We start from the raw sequence: 18,693 nt of genomic DNA, 5'->3' as shown, positions 1-18,693 counted from the left end.
CGCTGCGCGGGGGAAAACCCGTTAATCACCAGATGGGGTAGCCAGTGATCCTGAAAACCTTCGGCTGGTCGTTCGCCATCACGGCGCTCGGCCTCGCCTTCGCGGCCTGGCAGTGGGGGTGGGAGGCGTTCGGGATCGTACTGATCCTGTCCATCCTTGAGATCTCGCTGTCCTTCGACAACGCGGTTGTCAACGCCGGGGTCCTGAAGAAGATGAATGCCTTCTGGCAGAAGATCTTCCTCACCATCGGCATCCTCATCGCGGTGTTCGGTATGCGGCTGGTCTTCCCCGTCGTGATCGTCGCCATCAGCGCCAAGGTCGGGCCCATCGAGGCCGTCCAGATCGCGCTGGACAACCCCGACCGGTACGAGGCCCTGGTCACCGACGCCCACCCGGGCATCGCCGCCTTCGGCGGAATGTTCCTGCTGATGATCTTCCTCGACTTCATCTTCGAGGAGCGGGACATCAAGTGGCTGGGCTGGCTGGAGCGCCCGCTGGCCAAGCTCGGCAAGGTCGACATGCTGTCGGTCTGCGTCGCGCTGATCGTGCTGCTCGTCACGGCGCTCACCTTCGCCACCAACGCGCACACCAGCACCGGATACCAGGACAAGTCGGCCACCGTGCTGCTCGCCGGTGTCGCCGGTCTGGTCACGTACCTCGTCGTCGGCGGTCTCTCGGGCTTCTTCGAGAACCGGCTGGAGGAGCAGGAGGAGCAGGAGCACGAGGCGGAGGAGAAGGCCAAGGCCGAGGGCAAGCAGGTCTCCGCGGTCGGTCTCGCCGGCAAGGCCGCGTTCTTCCTCTTCCTCTACCTGGAGGTCCTGGACGCGTCCTTCTCCTTCGACGGTGTCATCGGCGCCTTCGCCATCACGAACCAGATCTTCTGGATGGCGCTGGGTCTCGGTATCGGCGCGATGTACGTACGTTCGCTCACCGTCTACCTGGTCCGCCAGGGGACCCTGGACGACTACGTCTACCTGGAGCACGGCGCGCACTACGCGATCGGCGCGCTCGCCGCGATCCTGCTGATCACCATCGAGCACTCGATCAACGAGATCATCACCGGTCTGATCGGCGTGCTTCTCATCGGCGCCTCCTTCTGGTCCTCGATTCGCCGCAACAAGGCGCTCGCGGCCGGGGAGGGCGACAAGGACGCCGACGACGACAAGGCGGCGGTCCAGGTCTGAGCCGGTGCTCCGGTGAGCCTTTGGTGAGCCGGTCCTCCGGAGGGTGACGCGGAGGGCAATCAGGGAACGCTCTGAACGGGGCGGCCGAGAGGCGCGAGCCTGCCGGCCGCCCCGTTCTTCCATGTGATCGTGGCGAGTTGAGAGTGGACGACAGGAGTGGGGTGGGCATGGCCTTCTGGGACAACCTGTGGCAGGGACAAAGGGCGACGCAATTCGATTCGGGCAACGCCGCGTCCAACTCCATCGAGCTGACCAAGCGGAGGCCGACGGTCTCGCTGACCAAACAGGGCGCGGCCACCGGCAATCTGCGGGTGAACCTCTCCTGGCAGATGCGCACCTCCGATATCGAGGGACGCTCCAGGCAGAGCGGGCGGCTGCTGTCGAACCCCCTCAAGCTCTTCAAGCCCGAGGTGGTGCAGGCCCATACGCAGGGCATGGTCAATGTGGACCTCGACCTCGGCTGCATGTACGAGCTGACCGACGGCAGCAAGGGCGTGGTCCAGCCGCTGGGCAACTTCCTCGGGGATCTGAACGATCCGCCGTACGTCAAACTCAGCGGTGACGACCGGTTCGGCGCCGCCTCGGGCGAGACCCTCTATGTCAATCTCGACCACCGGGAGTCGATCAAGCGGCTGCTGTTCTTCGTCTACATCTACGACCAGACGCCCGCCTTCGACCGCACACGCGCGCATGTGACGCTGTACCCCAGCAATGGCCCGCGCATCGAGATCGATCTCGACGAGCACGCGCCGCAGGCCCGCTCCTGCGCGGTGTTCTCGGTGGAGAACGTCAAGGGCGACCTGGTGGTGCGCCGCGAGGTGAAGTTCGTCTACGGCTTCCAGGCGGAGCTGGACCGGCTGTACGGCTGGGGGCTCCAGTGGGGGCGTGGCTACAAGACGAAGACCTGAACCGGTGCGGGTGCGGGCACCCGCACCGGCTGCTACGGGCGGATGAACTGCGGCCCCATGGGGGGCAGCCGGAAGTTCGGATCGGGGGCGGGCGCGGCGGCCGCGGCCGGCTGCGGATAGCCGTACGCGGGCCGCGGGGACGACACGGGCTGGGGATAGCCGTACGGCGGCTGGGCAGACGGCAGGGGAGGCTGCGGGTACCCGTACGCAGGCTGTGCGACCGGCTGGGTGGGCGGCAGCGGCGGCGGAGGCGGCAGCGGCCTGTCCGGGGCCACGGCCACGGTGGCCTCCTCGGAGGCGGCGGGCGCCGCGTCCGCCGCGGCCTCTTCCGTCTCGTCCACCAGAATGCCGAACGCGGTCGCCAGGCCGTCCAGACCGGTCGGATATCCCTGGCCCACCGCGCGGAATTTCCAGCCACCCCCGCGCCGGTACAGCTCGCCGCAGATGATCGCGGTCTCCTCGCCGGTCTCCGGCCGGATCTCGAAGACGGCCAGCGGCTCGCCGTCGGCCGCGGCCGCGTCATAGAGCAGGATCCGCAGATCGGTCACATGATGGAAGCTCGCACCATCGGAGGAGGCCGCGAGTACCACCTGGTCGACCGAGGGGTCGAGCGCCGCGAGATTGGCCTCGACGGCATCGGTCAGATCGTCCCCGACCTGTTTCTTGGGCAGCCGCCGCACCAGCCCGGAAGGGTGGCGCGGCTGGTTGTAGAAGACGAAGTCCTCGTCGGAACGGACCCGGCCGTCGTGCCCGAGCAGCAGGGCGGAGGCGTCCACAACGGGCACCCCGGTACCGGGGGACCAGCGCAGCACGGCTCGTACGGCCATGGCATCGAGGGGGACGTTCGAGCCCTTGAGCATCGCGTGCGTCATACCGCCATCCTGCCTTCCCGCCGCCCGCGGGGACAACGCGGGCCCAGAGTCAGATCCGCTCCGTCCGGGCCATGGACGAGAACCGGACGAGTAACCAGGATTTCATGTACCGGGGGAACTCTTGACACCCGCCCATACGTACTATTACCGGCCACATGACCGACGGGCCATCACGGCAGTACGGGGGATTCACATGCGTCATTTCGGGCATATCCCGACCGCTGCTCGGCAGGCACTGTTCCACCAGGAGCCGTGCGAGTTCACCTCGGACTCGCCCGCGCGGTTGCTCTCGGCCGCCCTCGGGGCCACGCTCTACAGCCCGGCCACCCGGCCTCGGCTCGCCGACGACGTGCTGAAGCAGACCGGGCGCGGAGTCGTATCCATGGTGCTCTGCCTGGAGGATTCCATCCATGACGACGAGGTCGAGGACGCCGAGACCAATCTCGTCCGGCAGTTCGCCGACCTCGCCGAGCGGGGTGTCGCCACCCCGCTGCTCTTCATTCGCGTGCGTGAACCGGGACAGATATCCGACCTGGTCCGGCGCCTGGGGGAGTCGATCCGGCTGCTGTCCGGATTCGTACTTCCCAAGTTCACCGAGGAGCGTGGGACGGCCTTCCTGGAGGCGCTCACGGAGGCGGAAGGCGCCTGTGGCCGCGCGCTCTACGCGATGCCGGTACTCGAATCGCCCGAGCTGCTGCATCTGGAGACCAGGACCCGGACGCTCACCGGCATCGCGACCGCCGTCGACAAGTACCGCGACCGCGTGCTCGCGCTGCGACTGGGCGTGACCGATTTCTGCTCCGCGTACGGCCTGCGCCGGTCGCCCGATATGACGGCGTACGACGTACGCATCGTGGCCGGGGTCATCGCGGACGTGGTGAACGTGCTCGGGCGTGCCGATGGATCGGGCTTCACGATCACCGGCCCTGTCTGGGAGTACTTCCGGCTCCAGGAGCGCATGTTCAAGCCCCAGCTGCGGCGCAGCCCGTTCCTCGAAGGCCGGGCCGAGGAGCTGCGTACCGCCCTGATCGAGCACGACCTCGACGGGCTGCTGCGCGAGATCGAGCTGGACCGGGCCAACGGGCTGCTCGGCAAGACCTGTATCCACCCCTCCCACGTCCCGCCGGTGCACGCGCTCTCCGTGGTCAGCCACGAGGAGTTCAGTGACGCCCGGGACATCCTGCGGCCGGAGCGTGACGGGGGCGGGGTGCTGCGCTCCGCGTACACGAACAAGATGAATGAGGTGAAGCCTCACCGCGCCTGGGCCGAGCGCACCCTCCTGCGGGCCGAGGTCTTCGGCGTCGCCCGGGAGGACATCGGCTTCGTGGAACTCCTCACCGCCGGCCTCGGCGCGTGAGCCTCCCGGAACAGACCACTCGGACCGGGCAGGCCGGACCGTCGTCGAAGGAAGAGAACGTCACTATGGTGTGGTCGGGCACATGGGTCGCCGAGCGGCTCGGCGTCGAACTCGACGGCGGCGAGGGGCTGCGGGATCTGCTGGGCCTCGCGCTGCGCCGCAACCCCAAGCGGGCCCACCTCCTCGTCTCGAACGTGCTGGGCAAGCACGTGCCGCAGCGCCCCGCGGTGGTGCACGGAACCGGCGTCGGGCTGGGTGAGCGCGTACGCGGCCTGCTCGGCGCCGAGGTGGACCGGGCCGTGGTGCTCGGCTACGCGGAGACCGCGACCGGACTCGGCCACTCCGTCGCCGACGGGGTGCGCCACGCCCCGTATCTCCACTCCACCCGGCGGCCCGTCCCCGGTGTCCCGAGGGCGGGCGGCTTCGAGGAGTCGCACTCGCACGCCACGTCCCATCTGCTGCTGCCCGAGGATCCGGGGCTGCTCGCCTCCGACGGTCCGCTGGTCCTCGTCGACGACGAGTTCTCCACCGGCAACACCGTGCTCAACACCATCCGCGCCCTCCACGAGCGCTACCCCCGCGGGTGGTACGTCATCGTCGCCCTGGTCGACATGCGGTCGGCGGCCGACCAGGGGCGGCTGGCGGAGTTCGCCGAGGAGATCGGGGCCCGCGTCGACCTGGTCACCCTGGCCTCCGGTACGGTCCGGCTCCCGGACGGCGTGCTGGAGAAGGGCCGGGCGCTGGTGGCGGAGCACGAGGCGGAGGCCCTCGCGCCGAGCCCGGTGGACGGCGTCCCGGCCACCGGGGCTTCCGAGGGCCTCGCGGCGCCCGAGGCCGATGCGACCGCCGTGGTCCAGGCGTCGCCCGAGAGCCACCCGACTCACGCGACCCATGCGACCCATGCGACTGGCGTGGTCCGCGTGGCCCTGGAGTGGCCGGCCGGAGTCCCCGACGGGGGCCGCCACGGCTTCACCCCCGCCCACCGGGCCGCACTGGAGGCCGCGCTGCCCGGCATGGCCGCCGAGGCGGCGGCCGGGCTGGGCGACGCCCGGCGCGTGCTCGTGCTCGGCTTCGAGGAGCTGATGTACGCGCCCCTGCGGCTCGCCGAGGCGCTGGAGCGCTCCAGCGGCGCCGAGGTGAGGTTCTCCACCACCACGCGGTCGCCGGTGCTGGCCGTGAACGACCCCGGATACGCGATCCGCAGCCGGCTCGTCTTCCCGGCCCATGACACCGCGGCCTTCCCCGACGGCGACGGCGCCGGAGACCGGTACGCCTACAACGTCGCGGGCGCCGGTTTCGACGCCGTCGTGGCGGTCGTCGACTCCCTGGCCGACTCTCCCGAGCTGCACGCCCCCGGCGGCCTGCTGGCCCAGCTCGCCGCGCACATACCCCGGGTGGTCCTGGCCGTGATCCCCTCGTACCTCCCCTCCTCCGCGCGCCCCCCGCGCTCCCCGCACGACGCCGAACGGCAGGAACCCGCCATGCTGCCCGAGCCCCTTCGCGGCCCCGCCTTCTCCTCCTACGCGCCCGACGACGTGGGCTGGCTCCTCCAGGACCTCTCCGAGGTGGAGCTGGAGGCCCCGACGGAGGAGCGCGAGGAGGCCATCCAGAGCGGTGGCGCGCACTACGCCGAATCCCTGCCCGTCGAATACCAGCCGAGCGCCCAGTACCAGGAGCTCTTCAAAGCGGCGCTGGAGACCTCGGCGGCCCGGATCGCGCGAGCCGTCGGCACCGTCACCGAAACGGTCCTCGCCGAGCGGTCCCCCCGCCCCGTCCTGGTCTCGCTGGCCCGCGCCGGCACGCCGGTCGGCGTCCTGATGCGCCGCTGGGCCCAGCACCGGCACGGCCTGGACCTGCCGCACTACGCGGTCTCGATCGTGCGCGGCCGGGGTATCGACGCCAACGCGCTGCGCTGGCTCGCCGCCCACCACGACCCCGCCGATGTCGTCTTCGTCGACGGCTGGACAGGCAAGGGCGCGATCACCCGCGAACTCGCCCAGGCCCTCGAAGAGTTCGGCGGATTCAACCCCGAGATCGCGGTCCTCGCCGACCCGGGCGGCTGTGTGCGGACCTATGGCACCCGCGAGGACTTCCTCATACCCTCCGCCTGTCTCAACTCGACCGTCTCCGGCCTGATCTCGCGTACCGTCCTGCGCGCCGACCTGGTCGGCCCCCATGACTTCCACGGCGCGAAGCACTACCGCGAACTCGCCGGCGCCGATGTCTCCGGCCACTTCCTGGACACCGTCGCGGCCCGCTTCGACGAGGTCGCCCCCGCCGTCGACGCCGACGTCAAGGAGCTGCTCTCGGCGGACCGCGCGCCCACCTGGGAGGGCTGGGCGGCCGTCGAGCGGATCAGCGAGGAGTACGGCATCCACGATGTGAACCTCGTCAAGCCCGGTGTCGGCGAGACCACCCGCGTCCTGCTGCGCCGCGTCCCCTGGAAGATCCTCGCCCAGCGCGACGCGGGCGCCGACCTCGATCATGTCCGGCTGCTGGCCGAGCAACGCGGCGTGCCCGTCGAGGAGGTCGACGACCTCCCGTACACCTGCGTCGGACTGATCCACCCGCGCTACACCCGGGGCGCCACCGGCGCGGACGGCAAGGCGGTCGTCGCGCCGTGACCCTCTCCCACGCCCCGGGCGCCCCCGCGCGGCCGTCCGTCCTGGTCGCCAGCGATCTGGACCGCACCCTGATCTATTCGGCCGCCGCGCTCCAGCTCCCGATGCCGGACGCCGAGGCTCCCCGGCTGCTCTGCGTCGAGGTGTACGAGAGCCGACCACTGTCGTATCTGACCGAGACGGCCGCCGGACTGCTCGACGGGCTCGCCCGTACCACCGTCTTCGTACCGACGACGACCCGCACCCGCGAGCAGTACGGCCGTATCCATCTGCCGGGCCCCGCGCCGCGGTTCGCGATCTGCGCCAACGGCGGCCATCTCCTGGTGGACGGAGTGTCCGACCCGGTCTGGCGGGCCCGGGTGGACGGCCGGCTGGCCGACGAGTGCGCCCCCCTCGCCGAGGTACGCGCCCATCTGCTCGCCGCCGCCGACCCCGCCTGGCTCCTCAAGGAGCGGATCGCCGAAGACCTCTTCGCCTATCTCGTGGTCGACCGCGCCCTGCTCCCCGAGGGCTGGGTGAAGGAACTCGCCGCGTGGGCCGACGGCCGCGGCTGGACCGTCTCCCTCCAGGGCCGCAAGATCTATGCCGTACCGCGACCGCTCACCAAGAGCGCCGCGATGCGCGAGGTGGCCCGCAGGACCGGCGCCGAACTCACCCTCGCCGCGGGGGACTCGCTGCTCGACGCCGACCTGCTGCTGGCCGCGGACCGCGCCTGGCGCCCCGGCCACGGCGAACTCGCGGACAGCGGCTGGCACGCCCCGCATGTCGACGTACTCCCGCAGACAGGTGTCGCGGCGGGAGAGGAGATCCTCCGACGCCTCACCCGCGCCGCCGCCCCTGGCCCGGCCTGATCCGGCGGGCGGGGCGCCCCGCCCGGCCATGAAGCCGGACAAGAGCGCCGTACCGCTCGGCTTTGACGAGCGATCAGATGTGCTCCACCGGCCGGCCGTCGCCGCCGGGGAGCGGCGTCCACAGCCGAGCGCACCGCCCCTGACCTGGGAATGAATCAACCGCACGGGGCTTTCCCGCCGACCGCGGTGCGTGTGCGCGCCCCCCGCGCGGTCCACGCCGGGAGCGTTCACGGCTGTGACGCGCGGTCCGCGCGCGTAGATTCCCTGCCGACCAGAGAGCGCGCCCATCACCCGCGGCCGGCCTGTCCGCGACACCGTCGCCACGCCGGCCGGCCAGGGGCGTCGCACCGACGGCGTGATCTCAAGAATGGAAATCCCGGACAGTGATCCGTCACGCTTTACCTCGCCGCGGCGCGCTCGCGCCGCTGGCCCCCCTCGCCGCGGGACTGGCCCTCGCCGGCGCCCCGGCTCCGGCCGCCGAGGCCCGGCGCGTACGGCCGTCCGCTGGGCGCGGCGGGCGTGGCGATCACCGCCCTGCCCAACGGATCGACGTTCACCCTGGTCGGCGCACGGTGACCCGCTTGTCCTGATCCCGGCGCGCCGGCTCCGGCATCGGCACCGGCTCCAGCCCCCGGGGCCGACGCGCCCGACGGATCGGCCACCGCGGCGGATCAGCCGCAGCAGCCACCACCGCAGCAGCCCCCGCCGCCACCGCCGGCCGCCGGAGCGGGGGCGCCGCCCTTCGCGGTCCCGCCCACCGCCACGGTGGACAGGAGCTTCACGGTGTCGTCATGTCCCTCGGGGCACGCGGCGGGAGCCGCGGACTCCGACATCGGCCGGCTGAGCTCGAAGGTGTCACCACAGGAACGGCAGCGGTACTCGTAGCGAGGCATGCGCCCAGAGTAGGGCCTGTCACGGCACAGCCCTCAGCCGACGCCGACCTGGCCCTGACGGCCCCTGGCCCTGAGGCGCTGTTCGCGCTCCGCCTGTTCCGGATGGCGGGCCCGCCAGTACGGATTGTCGTGCGGCAGCCCGCCGCTGACCCTTCCGTACATCCCGAAGAACATGAGCAGCACACCGACAACGAAACTGAACAGCACGTTCTGGAGCTGGAAGGCCAGGAAGTTGTAACTGGTGTCCAGCAGAGCGAGATTGACGAATCCGCTGGCAATGAAGAGGACACCGAGGACCATGTTCAGGGTCGACGCGGTATTGCCGCCGATCACCATGCCGGCCAAGAGGATCAGCCCGACGCAGATGGACAGCACGCTCAGCGTGCCATTGGTGTTCAGACCCGCGACCGTGGCGCCGCCGGTGCCGAAGAATCCGATCTTGTCGATCAGCCCCAGGACGCCGAAGACCACCAGGAAGAGCCCCATCAGCCCGGCCCCGACGCGGTAGACCTGATTGAGCCGGTGATCGACGGGGAGCCGCGCGTCGAGCCTGACGTGCTGCCCCCGGACCGGCGGATGAAGCACTCGCGTGGCCATGGGCGGCCTCCTTCGGCGGTCGCGGTCCTTCACCCCAGCATCCGCCCGTCACGAGCCGCCGACAACTCAGGTGCCGTGCCCGGCGCCCCGCTCCTCGCGGATATCCGAGACCACCTGGGCCACGGTGTGCCGTACGGCCTCGGTCTCGGTCAGGAAGTGCCAGTAATCGGGATGGCGGCCCTCCAGCGCGGCCACCGCCCGGTCCAGCCTGGCCACGGACTGGTCCAGCGGACGCGCGTGACGGGGCTCGGGCGTGTTCCGCCCGCTCATGGCCAGCCGCTGGGCGTCCCGGATCGCGAACCGGGTGCGCTCGATCTCCTGCTGCGGGTCCTTCGACACGGCGTTCAGCCGCCGCAGCCGGTCACCGGCGGCGGAGACCGCCTCGTCGGTACCGTTCAGCAGCGCCCGCGCGGTGCTGAGCAGCGAGGTCGCGTCGGCCCACCGCTGCTCCTCGCGCGCCGTGCCGGCTTCCTTGAGCTTCTCCTCGGCCTGGTGAACGCTGGTCGCCGCGTGGTCGGGGACCTGCTGGAGGTCCTGCCAGCACGCCGCGGTGAACCGCCGGCGCAACTCGCTGAGCACCGGCTCCACCGTCCCCGCCCGGGTCGTCAGGGCCTGCGCGCGGGTACGGAGCGACACCAGCCGGCGGTCGATCTCCTGGGCCCGCTCGGGCAGCCGCGCCGCCTCGGCCCGTACGGCCTCGGCGTCGCGCAGGACCCGGTCGGCGCGCTGGAGCGTCTCCGCCACGCCATGCTGCCCGGCGCCCTGGTTGAGCTTCGTCAGATCGGGCCCGAGCGCGGCGAGCCGGGCGGCGAGATCGTCCGCCCGCAGACCGGAGGCGCGCACCGCGTCGAGGGCGTTGCTCGCGGCGAGCAGCGCCTGCCGCGCCCGCTCCACGGCGGGGGCGAGCCGCGCCAGCTGTGTCTCGGCCTTGTCGAGCAGCGGCCCGAGGCCCTGCTCGAACCGGTCGAGATCGCCCTTGACGCGGACCAGCTCGTCCTTGGCCTTCGTCAGCTCGTTGCGCGCCTTGGAAGCGGCGGACGGCTCCAGATCGTCGCGGTCCAGGTCGTGCGCGTCGACGGCCTCGATATAGCCGTGGCTCACCTCGTCGATCCGCTGCCCCAGCGCCGCGAATCCCTCCACGGCCCTGCGGGCGCCCGGCGAGCTGTCCACCGCCGTGATCGTCTCTATCGAGATCCGCAGATCCCGCTGGGCCGTGTCCAGCTCGTAGAAGGCGGCCGCCGCGGCGTCCTTCGCCGCCTGCGCGTCCGCGCGCTGGCTCTCGCCCCTGCCGCCGAACCACCTCCGCGTACCCCCGCCGGCGAAGGTCAGCGGCAACGCCGCCACCACCAGGGGCACCGGCAACAGCATCAACGTGAGGACATCACGGACGGCACTCGCTTTCGCTTTCGCTCTTGCGTGCGGCTGCGCGTGTGTCGCCGTCACATCCCTCTCCCGTGCCGAGTTCACCCTGCCTGGTTCATTGTCCCACCAGGTAGAGACGAACACACGGGCCGGTTAGTTCGCGCTTTTGACGGTGATCTTTCCGTTGCCGGTGCGGGCCTTGAGGACATGGGCGCTGCTCTTGTCGGTCGGTACGCCGACCTCGACCGAGCCGTTGTCGGTCGACGTGGTCACCGCGTAGGCGGTTCCCGAGCCGGGCAGACGGATGTCGGTCCGGCCGTTGTCCGTGGTGGTGTCCACCCTGTCCGGTACGACGGCGAACCCGAGCCGGATCGCTCCGTTGCCCGCCTTCGCGGTCACGTTCCTGGCGGAGACGTCCTCCGTGGTGATCTTTCCGTTGTCGCTCTCCAGATCGAGCGGTCCGCTGGAGTCCCGCACCGTCACCGCGCCGTTGTCCGAGGTCAGCTTCAGAGCGGTGGTGAAGCCGGTGGCGGTGATCTTCCCGTTGTCGCCCTTCAGCGTCACCGCCACCCCGCGCGGCACCTTCACCTTGTGCAGCGACTCGCAGTTGCTCGCGACGGCCCTGCACTTCACCTTGAGCGTGAGCGTGTCGCCCGTCATCTTCCAGCTGGCATGGGGCCCGCTGCCCATGAACACCCAGCCGTCGACCTGCCGGGTCACCTCGACATCCTTCACATCGGCGGGGACGAGCTCGACCGCCGCGTTCCCGGTGTCGACCGTGAGCGTCTTCCCCTGGAAGGGAAAGGACTTGGTCTCGACGGGGGCGTCGGAGGCGTTCGCGCTGCCGCACCCGCTGACGGCGAGCGCGACGAGCACGGCTCCGCCGGCGGCGAGAAGCGTACGAGAGCGGTGATGGCGTGTGGCCACGATGATCGTCCCCCAGAGAGTCCTGTAGCGCTGCCGGAGCCTTCGGGCCGATGTCTCTCGGCGCGTCCTGGCTGTGCCGCGTCCTGGCTGTCCCCCCACCGTACGAACGGAAACCGCCGCGGCCGATCCGGCCGCCCACCGTCTCCGTGGTGGGGATACCCCCCGTACGCCGCGCGCTCCGGTGGTGCCCCCGGGATACGGTTTGCGGCTCCGCCCTGTGGGCCATGTACGCTGTTGCCTCATCCACGGGTGCGTAGCTCAGGGGTAGAGCGCTGCTCTTACAAAGCAGATGTCGGCGGTTCGAAACCGTCCGCGCCCACAACATCACCAGGTCCCTGACCTGGAGCGGAACCCTCTTTCGGGGGTTCGGAAGCGGCCCCGGGCTCCTCGTCCGGGGTCTTTCGCGTGAGCGATGCGTGAGCGGCCGTGTCAGCGATCTTGCTTGGGCGCTGAAGCGGGACGAGCTTCGCCGCCGCCTCCGCCACCTCTTTGTCGACTTGCGGCAGGAGATTCAGATACGTATCCGAGGTGATCTGAATCCCCGAGTGCCCGAGCGTCGACTTGATGCAGTGAAGATCGCCGCCCCCTGCGTGCGTCAGCGTGGCTGCGGCGTGGCGCAGGCCGTGCAGCCGGACCGGACCGGACCGGGGGGAAGGGCGATCTCCTCACCCAGCTCCGTCAAGCGGTCCGTCACGTGCGACGGACGCAGCCAGCTCCCGTCTTCCCGGGTGAACACCCGTCCGGTGTTCGCCCATCCGGCGCCGGCCTTCTTCTTGTCGGCGGCCTGGCGTGCACGGTGCTCGTGCAGCACCTCTACGGTGACCGGGTCCAGGGATATGGTGCGCGCGCCTGCGTCTGTCTTCGTACACGTCCCAGCCGTTCTGTACGAGTGCCTTCGCCACCGTCAGTAGATCTGCGTCCAGGTCTATGCCAGTTCAGCGCATGCCGCACGCCTCACCGCGGCGCAAGCCCCGGAACGCCACCAGGCGGAAGAGGCTGTACAGCCGGTCCGTGGCCGCGTGTCCGAGGAACCGGCCGATCCGCGTCGGAGTCATGCTTACGGCCTACGAGTACCTGGCCTTTTGGCGCGCGGTTGTCGTGATGCGTCTCCTTGACCGCGCTGTCCCACTCGCCGGCGGTGAAGGGCAGACGGTGTGTGGTGCCATCGATGCTCACAGAGACCTCGGCCGACTGGTACTCCGTGTATCCGTTCTCATCCCCCGTGTGGCAGCGTCCCGTCAGAACGCGGTCAGTCGAGGCCACGTATGTGGAGTTGGACTCCTTAATTCTGTCTGACCAGGACCTGTTGCCCACGGTGGTGGCGTGTACGCCCTCGGAGGTCACGACGACCAGGGTGGCGTAGTGGTACGTGGTGTCAATGCCATCGAGACGGCCGGGGGCAACACTTCCACCTTCACCCGGGTTACCTTCCCGACGCCCTTCCCGGCTGGGTCCGAGGTCATCGTGCTGCCGCTGACCCAGACGTTCAACGGCCCGGACACCCCGGGCATCCGTGTCCACGACGTCACCGAGAAGGGCTTCCTGATCCGGCTCAACGAGGTCAGGGTCAACGCCGGCGTCATGAGCGACGGCAAGCACACCACGGAACAGGTCGGCTGGCTGGCCACCACCGTCTGACCGCCGTCGCCACGGGTGAACCACTGAGCGCGTGGCGGGCCAGTGCCAAACCGGTCCGGCCCCGCTCGTCATGGAAGCGTGGCGCGGGAAGCTCTCCCGCGGAGCATGATGCGGCCCCCAGCCCTTTCGGCTGGGGGCCGTTACCGTGTCCGGGCCTTCATGCGGTGCGCTTCGCCTTGTTCAGGGGTGAGTACCCCGACGCTGTGGAGGCTCCAGGTGGCGAGTCGAATGGATGCGCCGGCCTATCGAGAAAACGTGGCGGGTTCACAGTCCAGGGCGACCAGGGTGTTCCGGCTGACGTCGGCGCCGAAGAGGATGAGGCGGCCGGCGGCTTCGGGGTCGCTCGCGGTGGTGAGACGCCGACAGGACTGATCTCCGGCCGGGCGAGGGCGTGCGGGTCGTGATGGCCGGTGTCCGGTGCCTCCGGTGCGCGGGGACCCTCGCGGCGTGGGCGGGTGGCGCGGGGCCGGGGTGACGCACCAGTGACCCGGTCGCGGCGTTCGGCGTAAGCGTTCACATGACGCGCCTTCACTTTTTCATCACGACTTGATCACCCCTCGCGCACTCTGCCCACGTGTGGCCTTCCTGCACCGTTACGTTCGTCCCTCCACGAACACCCTTGGGGGGACGCATGTCGCAGAATCACCAGCCGCCGTCGGGCCGGCCGCCCCAGCCGCCCACCGGCCCCAACCCCTATCTCGTGCCCGCGACCCAACCGGCACGACCCAAGTGGACGCGGAAGCGGATCCTGATCCCGGCCGCGTTCCTGGTGTTTTTCATCGGCGTGATCGCGGGGACCGATGCCCCCGCTCAGACGGAGAAGGCGGCCGGCGCCAAGGCGGTACCCGAAGCGACCGTGACGGCAACGGCGACAGTCACCGCCACGCCCGCACCCGCGGCCACCGCGACCGTGACGGCCAGTCCGAAGCCGGCGCCCACCGTCACGAAAACCAAGACCGTGCGTGTCACCGTCGCCCCGGATCCCGGCAGCGGCGGCAGCGGCGGCGGCAGCGACGACAACGGCACGTCGGGTGGCGGCGGCTCCACGTACTACGCGAACTGCACTGCGGTCCGAGCCGCAGGAGCCGACCCCGTTTACGCGGGAGACCCCGGGTACGGACGCCACCTTGACCGTGACGGAGACGGTGTCGCCTGCGAATAGCGCCGTGGAAAGACGAAGCCCCCCGCCGCCCGGCACGAGGGGGGAGTCCGACGGTTGTGGCGGCGGGTCCGTCATCCCTCTCCCACGGGTGCTGACGCCGTGTCGGATCCGGGCCGGATGCCTGCGGGACCACCGGTCTCCGGCTCGGACACGGTGGGGACGGCGGAGGCCGGGAGGGCTTGGGCGGCGTGGGCGTAGCGCGTGGCGAGGTTTCCGAACGCGGTGGCCAGTTGGGGTGGGCCGATGACCTCGATATCGGTGTCGAAGCGGCCGATGGCGGCGGCGAGTCCGGTCCATGACCAGGAGCCGAGGATGAGCCGGCAGTGGTGCGGACCGAGTTCCACGACGATGCCGTCCTGGGCGAAGGGCGCGACTTCGGCGGCCGGGAGGTGGAGGATGACTTCGCCTCGGCAGGGCCAGTCGGTGGTGGTGCCGTCGTTGCCGCGGAATCGGCTGGTGACGAAGGTGGAGACGTCGCCGCCGGGGAGGTCGCGCGGGGCGAAGCGGGGGCCGGTGGGTGTGCGGGGCCGGACGCGGTCGACGCGGAACGTGCGCCAGTCCTCGCGGTGCAGGTCCCAGGCCACCAGGTACCAGCGATGACGCCAGGTGACCAGGTGGTGGGGTGCTACGCGGCGGGCGTCATCGGCCGGGGTGCCCGGACCCGGGGCGTAGTCGAAGCGCAGTTCCTCGCGGGCGTGGATGGCGCGGCCCAGTTCCGTCAGGACCTGAGCGTCGACCCGAGGGGTGTCGCCGGCCGCCGAGGGTGGCTGGACCGCGGTGATGTGCAACAGGTCGATGCGGTGGCGCAGGCGGGGCGGCATGACCTGGCGGAGGGTGGCCAGCGCGCGGGAGGCGTCTTCGGCGACGGTGGTGCCGGCTGCCGCGGTCCGCAGCGCGACGGCCAGGGCGACGGCCTGCTCGTCGTCGAACAGCATGGGCGGCAGGTGGGTGCCGGCCTCCAGGCGGTAGCCGCCGGCCGGTCCCTTGACGGTCGTGATCGGGTAGTCGAGTTCGCGCAGGCGGTCGATGTCACGGCGCACCGTGCGCGAGGTGATGCCGAGACGCTCGGCGAGATCGTCGCCGGACCAGTCACGGGGCGTTTGAAGGAGTGAGAGCAGCGCGAGCAGCCGGGCGGACGTTTTATGCATGACACCCATCCTCCCTGGAGTACCGGACACACCCTGTCCTCTACCTCTGCCATCGTGGCATACGAGCCGTTCGGGAGGCATGACCCCTGGTCACGGCAGCCGCCGCCCGGCATCGACGGCCCGGCGGCGCACATTCGTCACACTGAGGCAAGGAGCAGGTCATGTCCGTCACGACCACCACTCACCTGAACTTCCGGGGCACCGCGCGTGAGGCGCTGGACTTCTACCAGTCCGTCTTCGGCGGACGTACCGTCGCGGTCACCTACAAGGACGCGGGCGCCGTACGGAACGAGAGCGAGGCGGACTGGGTCATGTGGGGCGAGGTGGCCGGTGACAACGGCTTCCACGTCATGGCCTACGACGTGCCCTCGCAACTGCCCTGGAACCAGGGCGAGAACCCGTTCTTCGTCTCCGTGCGCGGAGACGAGGCCGAGGAGATCAGCGCCCTGTGGGGCAAGCTCGCCGAGGGTTCGACCATCGTGAGTCCGCTGGAGCCCGCGCAGTGGGCGCCGCTGTACGGCATGCTCACCGACCGCTTCGGCGTCACCTGGGTCCTGGACGTCACCGCCCCGTACAACGGCTGAACCGGCCGGCCGATCTGACACGCCCACGCCGTCCGGGCCGCCGCCGCACGGGCGTCCGGACGGCGCGGGCACCGAACACGTACGGCAGCGGAAGGAAACGGGTCACCGTGAGGATGCGGAAGCTGGGACGGACCGGCATCGACGTCAGTGCCTACTGCCTGGGCACCATGGTGTTCGGCAAAATGGGCAATCCGGATCACGACGACTGCGTGCGCATGATCCACCGGGCGCTGGACGCGGGCGTCAATTTCGTCGACACCGCCGACGTCTACGGCTACAGCGAGACCGAGGAGATCGTCGGAAAGGCCCTCAAGGGACGTCGCGACGAGGTCGTACTGGCGACCAAGTTCAACGGACCGATGGGCGAGGGCCCCAACCGCGGTGGCAGCTCCCGGCGCTGGGTCGTCCAGGCGGTCGAGGGTTCGCTGAAGCGGCTGCGGACCGACTACATCGACCTCTATCAGATCCACCACCCCGACCCGTACACGGACATCGAGGAGACCCTCTCCGCGCTCACCGACCTCGTACGGGCCGGGAAGGTCCGGGCGATCGGCTCGTCCAACCTGCCGGCCTCGGAGATCGTCGAAGCGCAGTGGGTGTCCCAGCGGCGTGGACTGCACCGCCCGCGCACCGAGCAGCCCACCTACTCCATCCTCAACCGCGCCATCGAGCGGGAGATCCTGCCCGTCTGCCACCGCTACGGCCTGGGCGCCCTGGTATGGAGCCCGCTGGCCATGGGCCTGCTCACCGGCCGCTACCGCAAGAACGCGCCGCGGCCGGACAACGCCCGCATGAACTGGGTCTCCCGGCACCTCACCGACGAGCGCAAGCTCGACGCGGTCGAGCGGCTCCTCACCCTCGCCGACGAGGCCGGCCACTCCCTCACGCACCTGGCCATGGCCTTCGCCACCAGCCATCCCGACGTCACCTCCGCCATCATCGGCCCGCGCACCATGGACCAGCTGGACGACCTGCTCGCCGGCGCCACCCTCACCCTCGACGACGGCGTTCTCGACAAGATCGACGCGATCGTCCCGCCCGGCACCGACATCGGCCCGCTGGACGTCTCGTACGTACCTCCCTCCCTCACCCGCCCCGACCTGCGCCGACGCCCGTCCCACGAGCGAGCCGCCGCGTGAGAACGGCATGACCGTCCTCGGCGCTCGTGCCCGCGCCACCCTCGCCCGCGGACGCCGGAACCGCCATCCGTCCGCGGGCCGTAGGACGGATGGCGGCCGCCCCGGGCGGGGCTCGTCGTCCCGTCCGGCACACATGCTCGCCAGTCGCCCAGTCGCCCGCTCATCCAGTCACCCGCTCACCCAGTCACCGAAATCAGTTCGGAAAACTCCGAGGATGTCCATGAAACTGCTGTTCAGCGCGACCCCCGCCTTCGGTCACATACTGCCCCTGGTCCCGCTCATGCGGGCGGCGGCCGGTGCCGGCCATTCCGTGGGGCTGCTGTCGAGCGCGGGGTTCCGGGCCGCGGCCGGCGAGGAACTGCCGTCGGAGGTGGAGTTCCTGGCCGCGGGCGTGATGCCGGAGGTGTTCTCCGCGGACGCGGGCCGCCGTACCGGTGCCGACGTGTTCCATCCGACGCCCTCGACCATCGGTGAGATCTTCGGCGGCTCGCGTGTCGACCTCGCCGTCGAGGAGAGCATCGAGCAGGCCACCGCGTGGGCTCCGGACCTGGTCGTCGCCGAGCCGTTCGACGCGGTCGGTCCGCTCGTCGCCGCCCGGCTCGGCGTCGGATGGCACAAGGCCGGCATCGGTCCGGCGCTGCCCGCCGTGATCACCGACGAGATCGAGCGCGTGGCCTCGGCCCGCTACGACCGGCTGGGCCTTCGCCCGGTCGCCGCGTCGAGTTACCTCGACCCGTGCCCGCCGCAGTTGCAGGACCCGGACTGGTCCCCCGTCACTCCGGTACGGGCTGTCCGGCCCCAGGCCCACCGCCGGCCGGAGGACGCCGCGCTCGACCTGCCCGGCTTCGGCGAGCCCGGCAAGCCGACGGCGCTCGTCACCCTGGGCACGATCTTCTCCGACCCGGACACCCTTTCCGTGGTGGTGGCGGCGGTCACGGAGGCCGGGGTCAACGTGATCGCCACGCTCGGCTCGTCCCTGCGCCATCCCACCGCGAGCACGACAGCCCCCACGGACTCGGCGCATGTGCGGTACGTGCCCTTCGTCCCGCTGGACCAGCTGCTCGGCAAGGCCGACCTGGTGGTGGGCGCCGGAGGTGTCGGCACAGTCGTCGCCACCCTCGCGCACGGCCTCCCGATGGTCCTCTGGCCCCAGGGCGCCGACCAGCCCATCAACGCCGCCCGCGCCGCCGCGTCAGGAGCCTCGATCACCGTCGACTCGGCGGCCGGCATCACCCCGGCCGTGGCGGAGCTGCTCGGACATGACGCGTACCGCGACCGCGCCCAGGACATCGCGGCCGACATCGCCAAGCTCCCCCCGGCGGCCACCGTGATCGCGGAGATCACGAATCCGCAGTCGTAGCGGACGGCCGTAGCACCGGAGGGAGCCCCGGCCGCGCACGGCCGGGGCTCCCTCGCTACCTGCAGGGACGACCGTGGGAAGGCGCGGTAA

The 18,693-nt window shown here is 70.7% G+C and carries 16 protein-coding genes and 1 tRNA gene; 11 read left to right on the top strand and 6 right to left on the bottom strand.

The window, feature by feature from the left end; translation table 11 throughout:
* Nucleotides 1-44: 44 nt before the first annotated feature.
* Nucleotides 45-1,184 carry a DUF475 domain-containing protein gene (locus tag ACZ7LS_RS02195; protein ID WP_382664318.1) on the top strand — a complete coding sequence of 380 codons (1,140 nt, stop codon included), beginning with the start codon at nt 45-47 and terminating at the stop codon, nt 1,182-1,184.
* 167 nt (nt 1,185-1,351) lie between these two features.
* Entirely contained in the window at nt 1,352-2,092 is a 741-nt protein-coding gene (locus ACZ7LS_RS02190; RefSeq protein WP_129768713.1) for a TerD family protein, read from the top strand.
* Nucleotides 2,093-2,124: 32 nt separating this feature from the next.
* On the opposite strand, the gene ACZ7LS_RS02185 is transcribed toward ACZ7LS_RS02190, so the two are convergent.
* The gene (locus tag ACZ7LS_RS02185) at nt 2,125-2,964 is read right to left on the bottom strand and encodes a TerD family protein (RefSeq protein ID WP_382518302.1); all 840 of its coding nucleotides are present in this window, start codon (nt 2,962-2,964) and stop codon (nt 2,125-2,127) included.
* Nucleotides 2,965-3,157: 193 nt separating this feature from the next.
* Here ACZ7LS_RS02185 and ACZ7LS_RS02180 point away from each other — a divergent pair, with 193 nt between their 5' ends.
* From ACZ7LS_RS02180 to ACZ7LS_RS02170, 3 genes are all read left to right on the top strand, one after another.
* Complete coding sequence (locus tag ACZ7LS_RS02180; RefSeq protein WP_382518305.1) at nt 3,158-4,321, top strand: HpcH/HpaI aldolase/citrate lyase family protein; 1,164 nt, start codon at nt 3,158-3,160, stop codon at nt 4,319-4,321.
* A gap of 65 nt (nt 4,322-4,386) precedes the next feature.
* Entirely contained in the window at nt 4,387-6,945 is a 2,559-nt protein-coding gene (locus ACZ7LS_RS02175; protein ID WP_385130000.1) for a phosphoribosyltransferase, read from the top strand.
* The gene (locus ACZ7LS_RS02170; RefSeq protein WP_385130002.1) at nt 6,942-7,793 is read left to right on the top strand and encodes an HAD family hydrolase; all 852 of its coding nucleotides are present in this window, start codon (nt 6,942-6,944) and stop codon (nt 7,791-7,793) included. The genes ACZ7LS_RS02175 and ACZ7LS_RS02170 overlap by 4 nt, the downstream gene beginning before the upstream one ends.
* 671 nt (nt 7,794-8,464) lie before the next feature.
* Here ACZ7LS_RS02170 and ACZ7LS_RS02165 read toward each other — a convergent pair.
* From ACZ7LS_RS02165 to ACZ7LS_RS02150, 4 genes are all read right to left on the bottom strand, one after another.
* Entirely contained in the window at nt 8,465-8,686 is a 222-nt protein-coding gene (locus tag ACZ7LS_RS02165) for an FmdB family zinc ribbon protein (protein ID WP_382664310.1), read from the bottom strand.
* A gap of 33 nt (nt 8,687-8,719) precedes the next feature.
* Nucleotides 8,720-9,283: a DUF4383 domain-containing protein gene (locus ACZ7LS_RS02160; protein ID WP_382518316.1), complete on the bottom strand. Its 564-nt coding sequence runs from the start codon at nt 9,281-9,283 to the stop codon at nt 8,720-8,722.
* Nucleotides 9,284-9,349: 66 nt separating this feature from the next.
* The gene (locus tag ACZ7LS_RS02155) at nt 9,350-10,726 is read right to left on the bottom strand and encodes a hypothetical protein (RefSeq protein WP_382518319.1); all 1,377 of its coding nucleotides are present in this window, start codon (nt 10,724-10,726) and stop codon (nt 9,350-9,352) included.
* Nucleotides 10,727-10,798: 72 nt separating this feature from the next.
* Nucleotides 10,799-11,572 carry a DUF4097 family beta strand repeat-containing protein gene (locus tag ACZ7LS_RS02150; RefSeq protein ID WP_382518321.1) on the bottom strand — a complete coding sequence of 258 codons (774 nt, stop codon included), beginning with the start codon at nt 11,570-11,572 and terminating at the stop codon, nt 10,799-10,801.
* 247 nt (nt 11,573-11,819) lie between these two features.
* Between ACZ7LS_RS02150 and ACZ7LS_RS02145 the strand changes: the two genes are divergently transcribed.
* The 3 genes from ACZ7LS_RS02145 (at nt 11,820) to ACZ7LS_RS02135 (ending at nt 14,372) form a co-directional block, all read left to right on the top strand.
* Nucleotides 11,820-11,891 (top strand) — tRNA-Val (locus tag ACZ7LS_RS02145).
* Nucleotides 11,892-12,895: 1,004 nt separating this feature from the next.
* A complete protein-coding gene (locus ACZ7LS_RS02140) occupies nt 12,896-13,210 on the top strand; it encodes a hypothetical protein (RefSeq protein WP_382518324.1) in 315 nt (104 codons plus the stop codon).
* A 631-nt stretch (nt 13,211-13,841) separates the two neighbouring features.
* Complete coding sequence (locus tag ACZ7LS_RS02135; protein ID WP_385130005.1) at nt 13,842-14,372, top strand: excalibur calcium-binding domain-containing protein; 531 nt, start codon at nt 13,842-13,844, stop codon at nt 14,370-14,372.
* A 71-nt stretch (nt 14,373-14,443) separates the two neighbouring features.
* Here ACZ7LS_RS02135 and ACZ7LS_RS02130 read toward each other — a convergent pair whose 3' ends face one another.
* Nucleotides 14,444-15,520 carry a helix-turn-helix transcriptional regulator gene (locus ACZ7LS_RS02130; RefSeq protein ID WP_385130007.1) on the bottom strand — a complete coding sequence of 359 codons (1,077 nt, stop codon included), beginning with the start codon at nt 15,518-15,520 and terminating at the stop codon, nt 14,444-14,446.
* Between the two features lie 161 nt (nt 15,521-15,681).
* Here ACZ7LS_RS02130 and ACZ7LS_RS02125 point away from each other — a divergent pair, with 161 nt between their 5' ends.
* The 3 genes from ACZ7LS_RS02125 (at nt 15,682) to ACZ7LS_RS02115 (ending at nt 18,603) form a co-directional block, all read left to right on the top strand.
* Nucleotides 15,682-16,104, top strand: coding sequence for a VOC family protein (locus ACZ7LS_RS02125; protein WP_382518331.1), 423 nt, complete (start codon nt 15,682-15,684; stop codon nt 16,102-16,104).
* Nucleotides 16,105-16,211: 107 nt separating this feature from the next.
* Entirely contained in the window at nt 16,212-17,243 is a 1,032-nt protein-coding gene (locus ACZ7LS_RS02120) for an aldo/keto reductase (RefSeq protein WP_382518334.1), read from the top strand.
* 214 nt (nt 17,244-17,457) lie between these two features.
* Nucleotides 17,458-18,603 (top strand): glycosyltransferase, encoded by a 1,146-nt coding sequence (locus ACZ7LS_RS02115; protein ID WP_385130010.1) that lies wholly within the window; start codon nt 17,458-17,460, stop codon nt 18,601-18,603.
* The last annotated feature ends 90 nt before the right edge of the window (nt 18,604-18,693 follow it).

This window comes from Streptomyces sp. NPDC039430 (assembly GCF_055639435.1).
The sequence above is the reverse complement of the archived record's forward strand: the minus strand, read 5'-3'. Positions and strand labels throughout refer to the sequence as shown.

What these genes read in the sequence shown, in the direction of transcription:
- ACZ7LS_RS02190 (WP_129768713.1), top strand. Translation starts at nt 1,352, where the DNA reads ATGGCCTTCTGGGACAACCTGTGGCAGGGACAAAGGGCGACGCAATTC.
- ACZ7LS_RS02185 (WP_382518302.1), bottom strand. Translation starts at nt 2,964, where the DNA reads ATGACGCACGCGATGCTCAAGGGCTCGAACGTCCCCCTCGATGCCATG.
- ACZ7LS_RS02180 (WP_382518305.1), top strand. Translation starts at nt 3,158, where the DNA reads ATGCGTCATTTCGGGCATATCCCGACCGCTGCTCGGCAGGCACTGTTC.
- ACZ7LS_RS02175 (WP_385130000.1), top strand. Translation starts at nt 4,387, where the DNA reads ATGGTGTGGTCGGGCACATGGGTCGCCGAGCGGCTCGGCGTCGAACTC.
- ACZ7LS_RS02165 (WP_382664310.1), bottom strand. Translation starts at nt 8,686, where the DNA reads ATGCCTCGCTACGAGTACCGCTGCCGTTCCTGTGGTGACACCTTCGAG.
- ACZ7LS_RS02160 (WP_382518316.1), bottom strand. Translation starts at nt 9,283, where the DNA reads ATGGCCACGCGAGTGCTTCATCCGCCGGTCCGGGGGCAGCACGTCAGG.
- ACZ7LS_RS02135 (WP_385130005.1), top strand. Translation starts at nt 13,842, where the DNA reads ATGTCGCAGAATCACCAGCCGCCGTCGGGCCGGCCGCCCCAGCCGCCC.
- ACZ7LS_RS02130 (WP_385130007.1), bottom strand. Translation starts at nt 15,520, where the DNA reads ATGCATAAAACGTCCGCCCGGCTGCTCGCGCTGCTCTCACTCCTTCAA.
- ACZ7LS_RS02125 (WP_382518331.1), top strand. Translation starts at nt 15,682, where the DNA reads ATGTCCGTCACGACCACCACTCACCTGAACTTCCGGGGCACCGCGCGT.
- ACZ7LS_RS02115 (WP_385130010.1), top strand. Translation starts at nt 17,458, where the DNA reads ATGTCCATGAAACTGCTGTTCAGCGCGACCCCCGCCTTCGGTCACATA.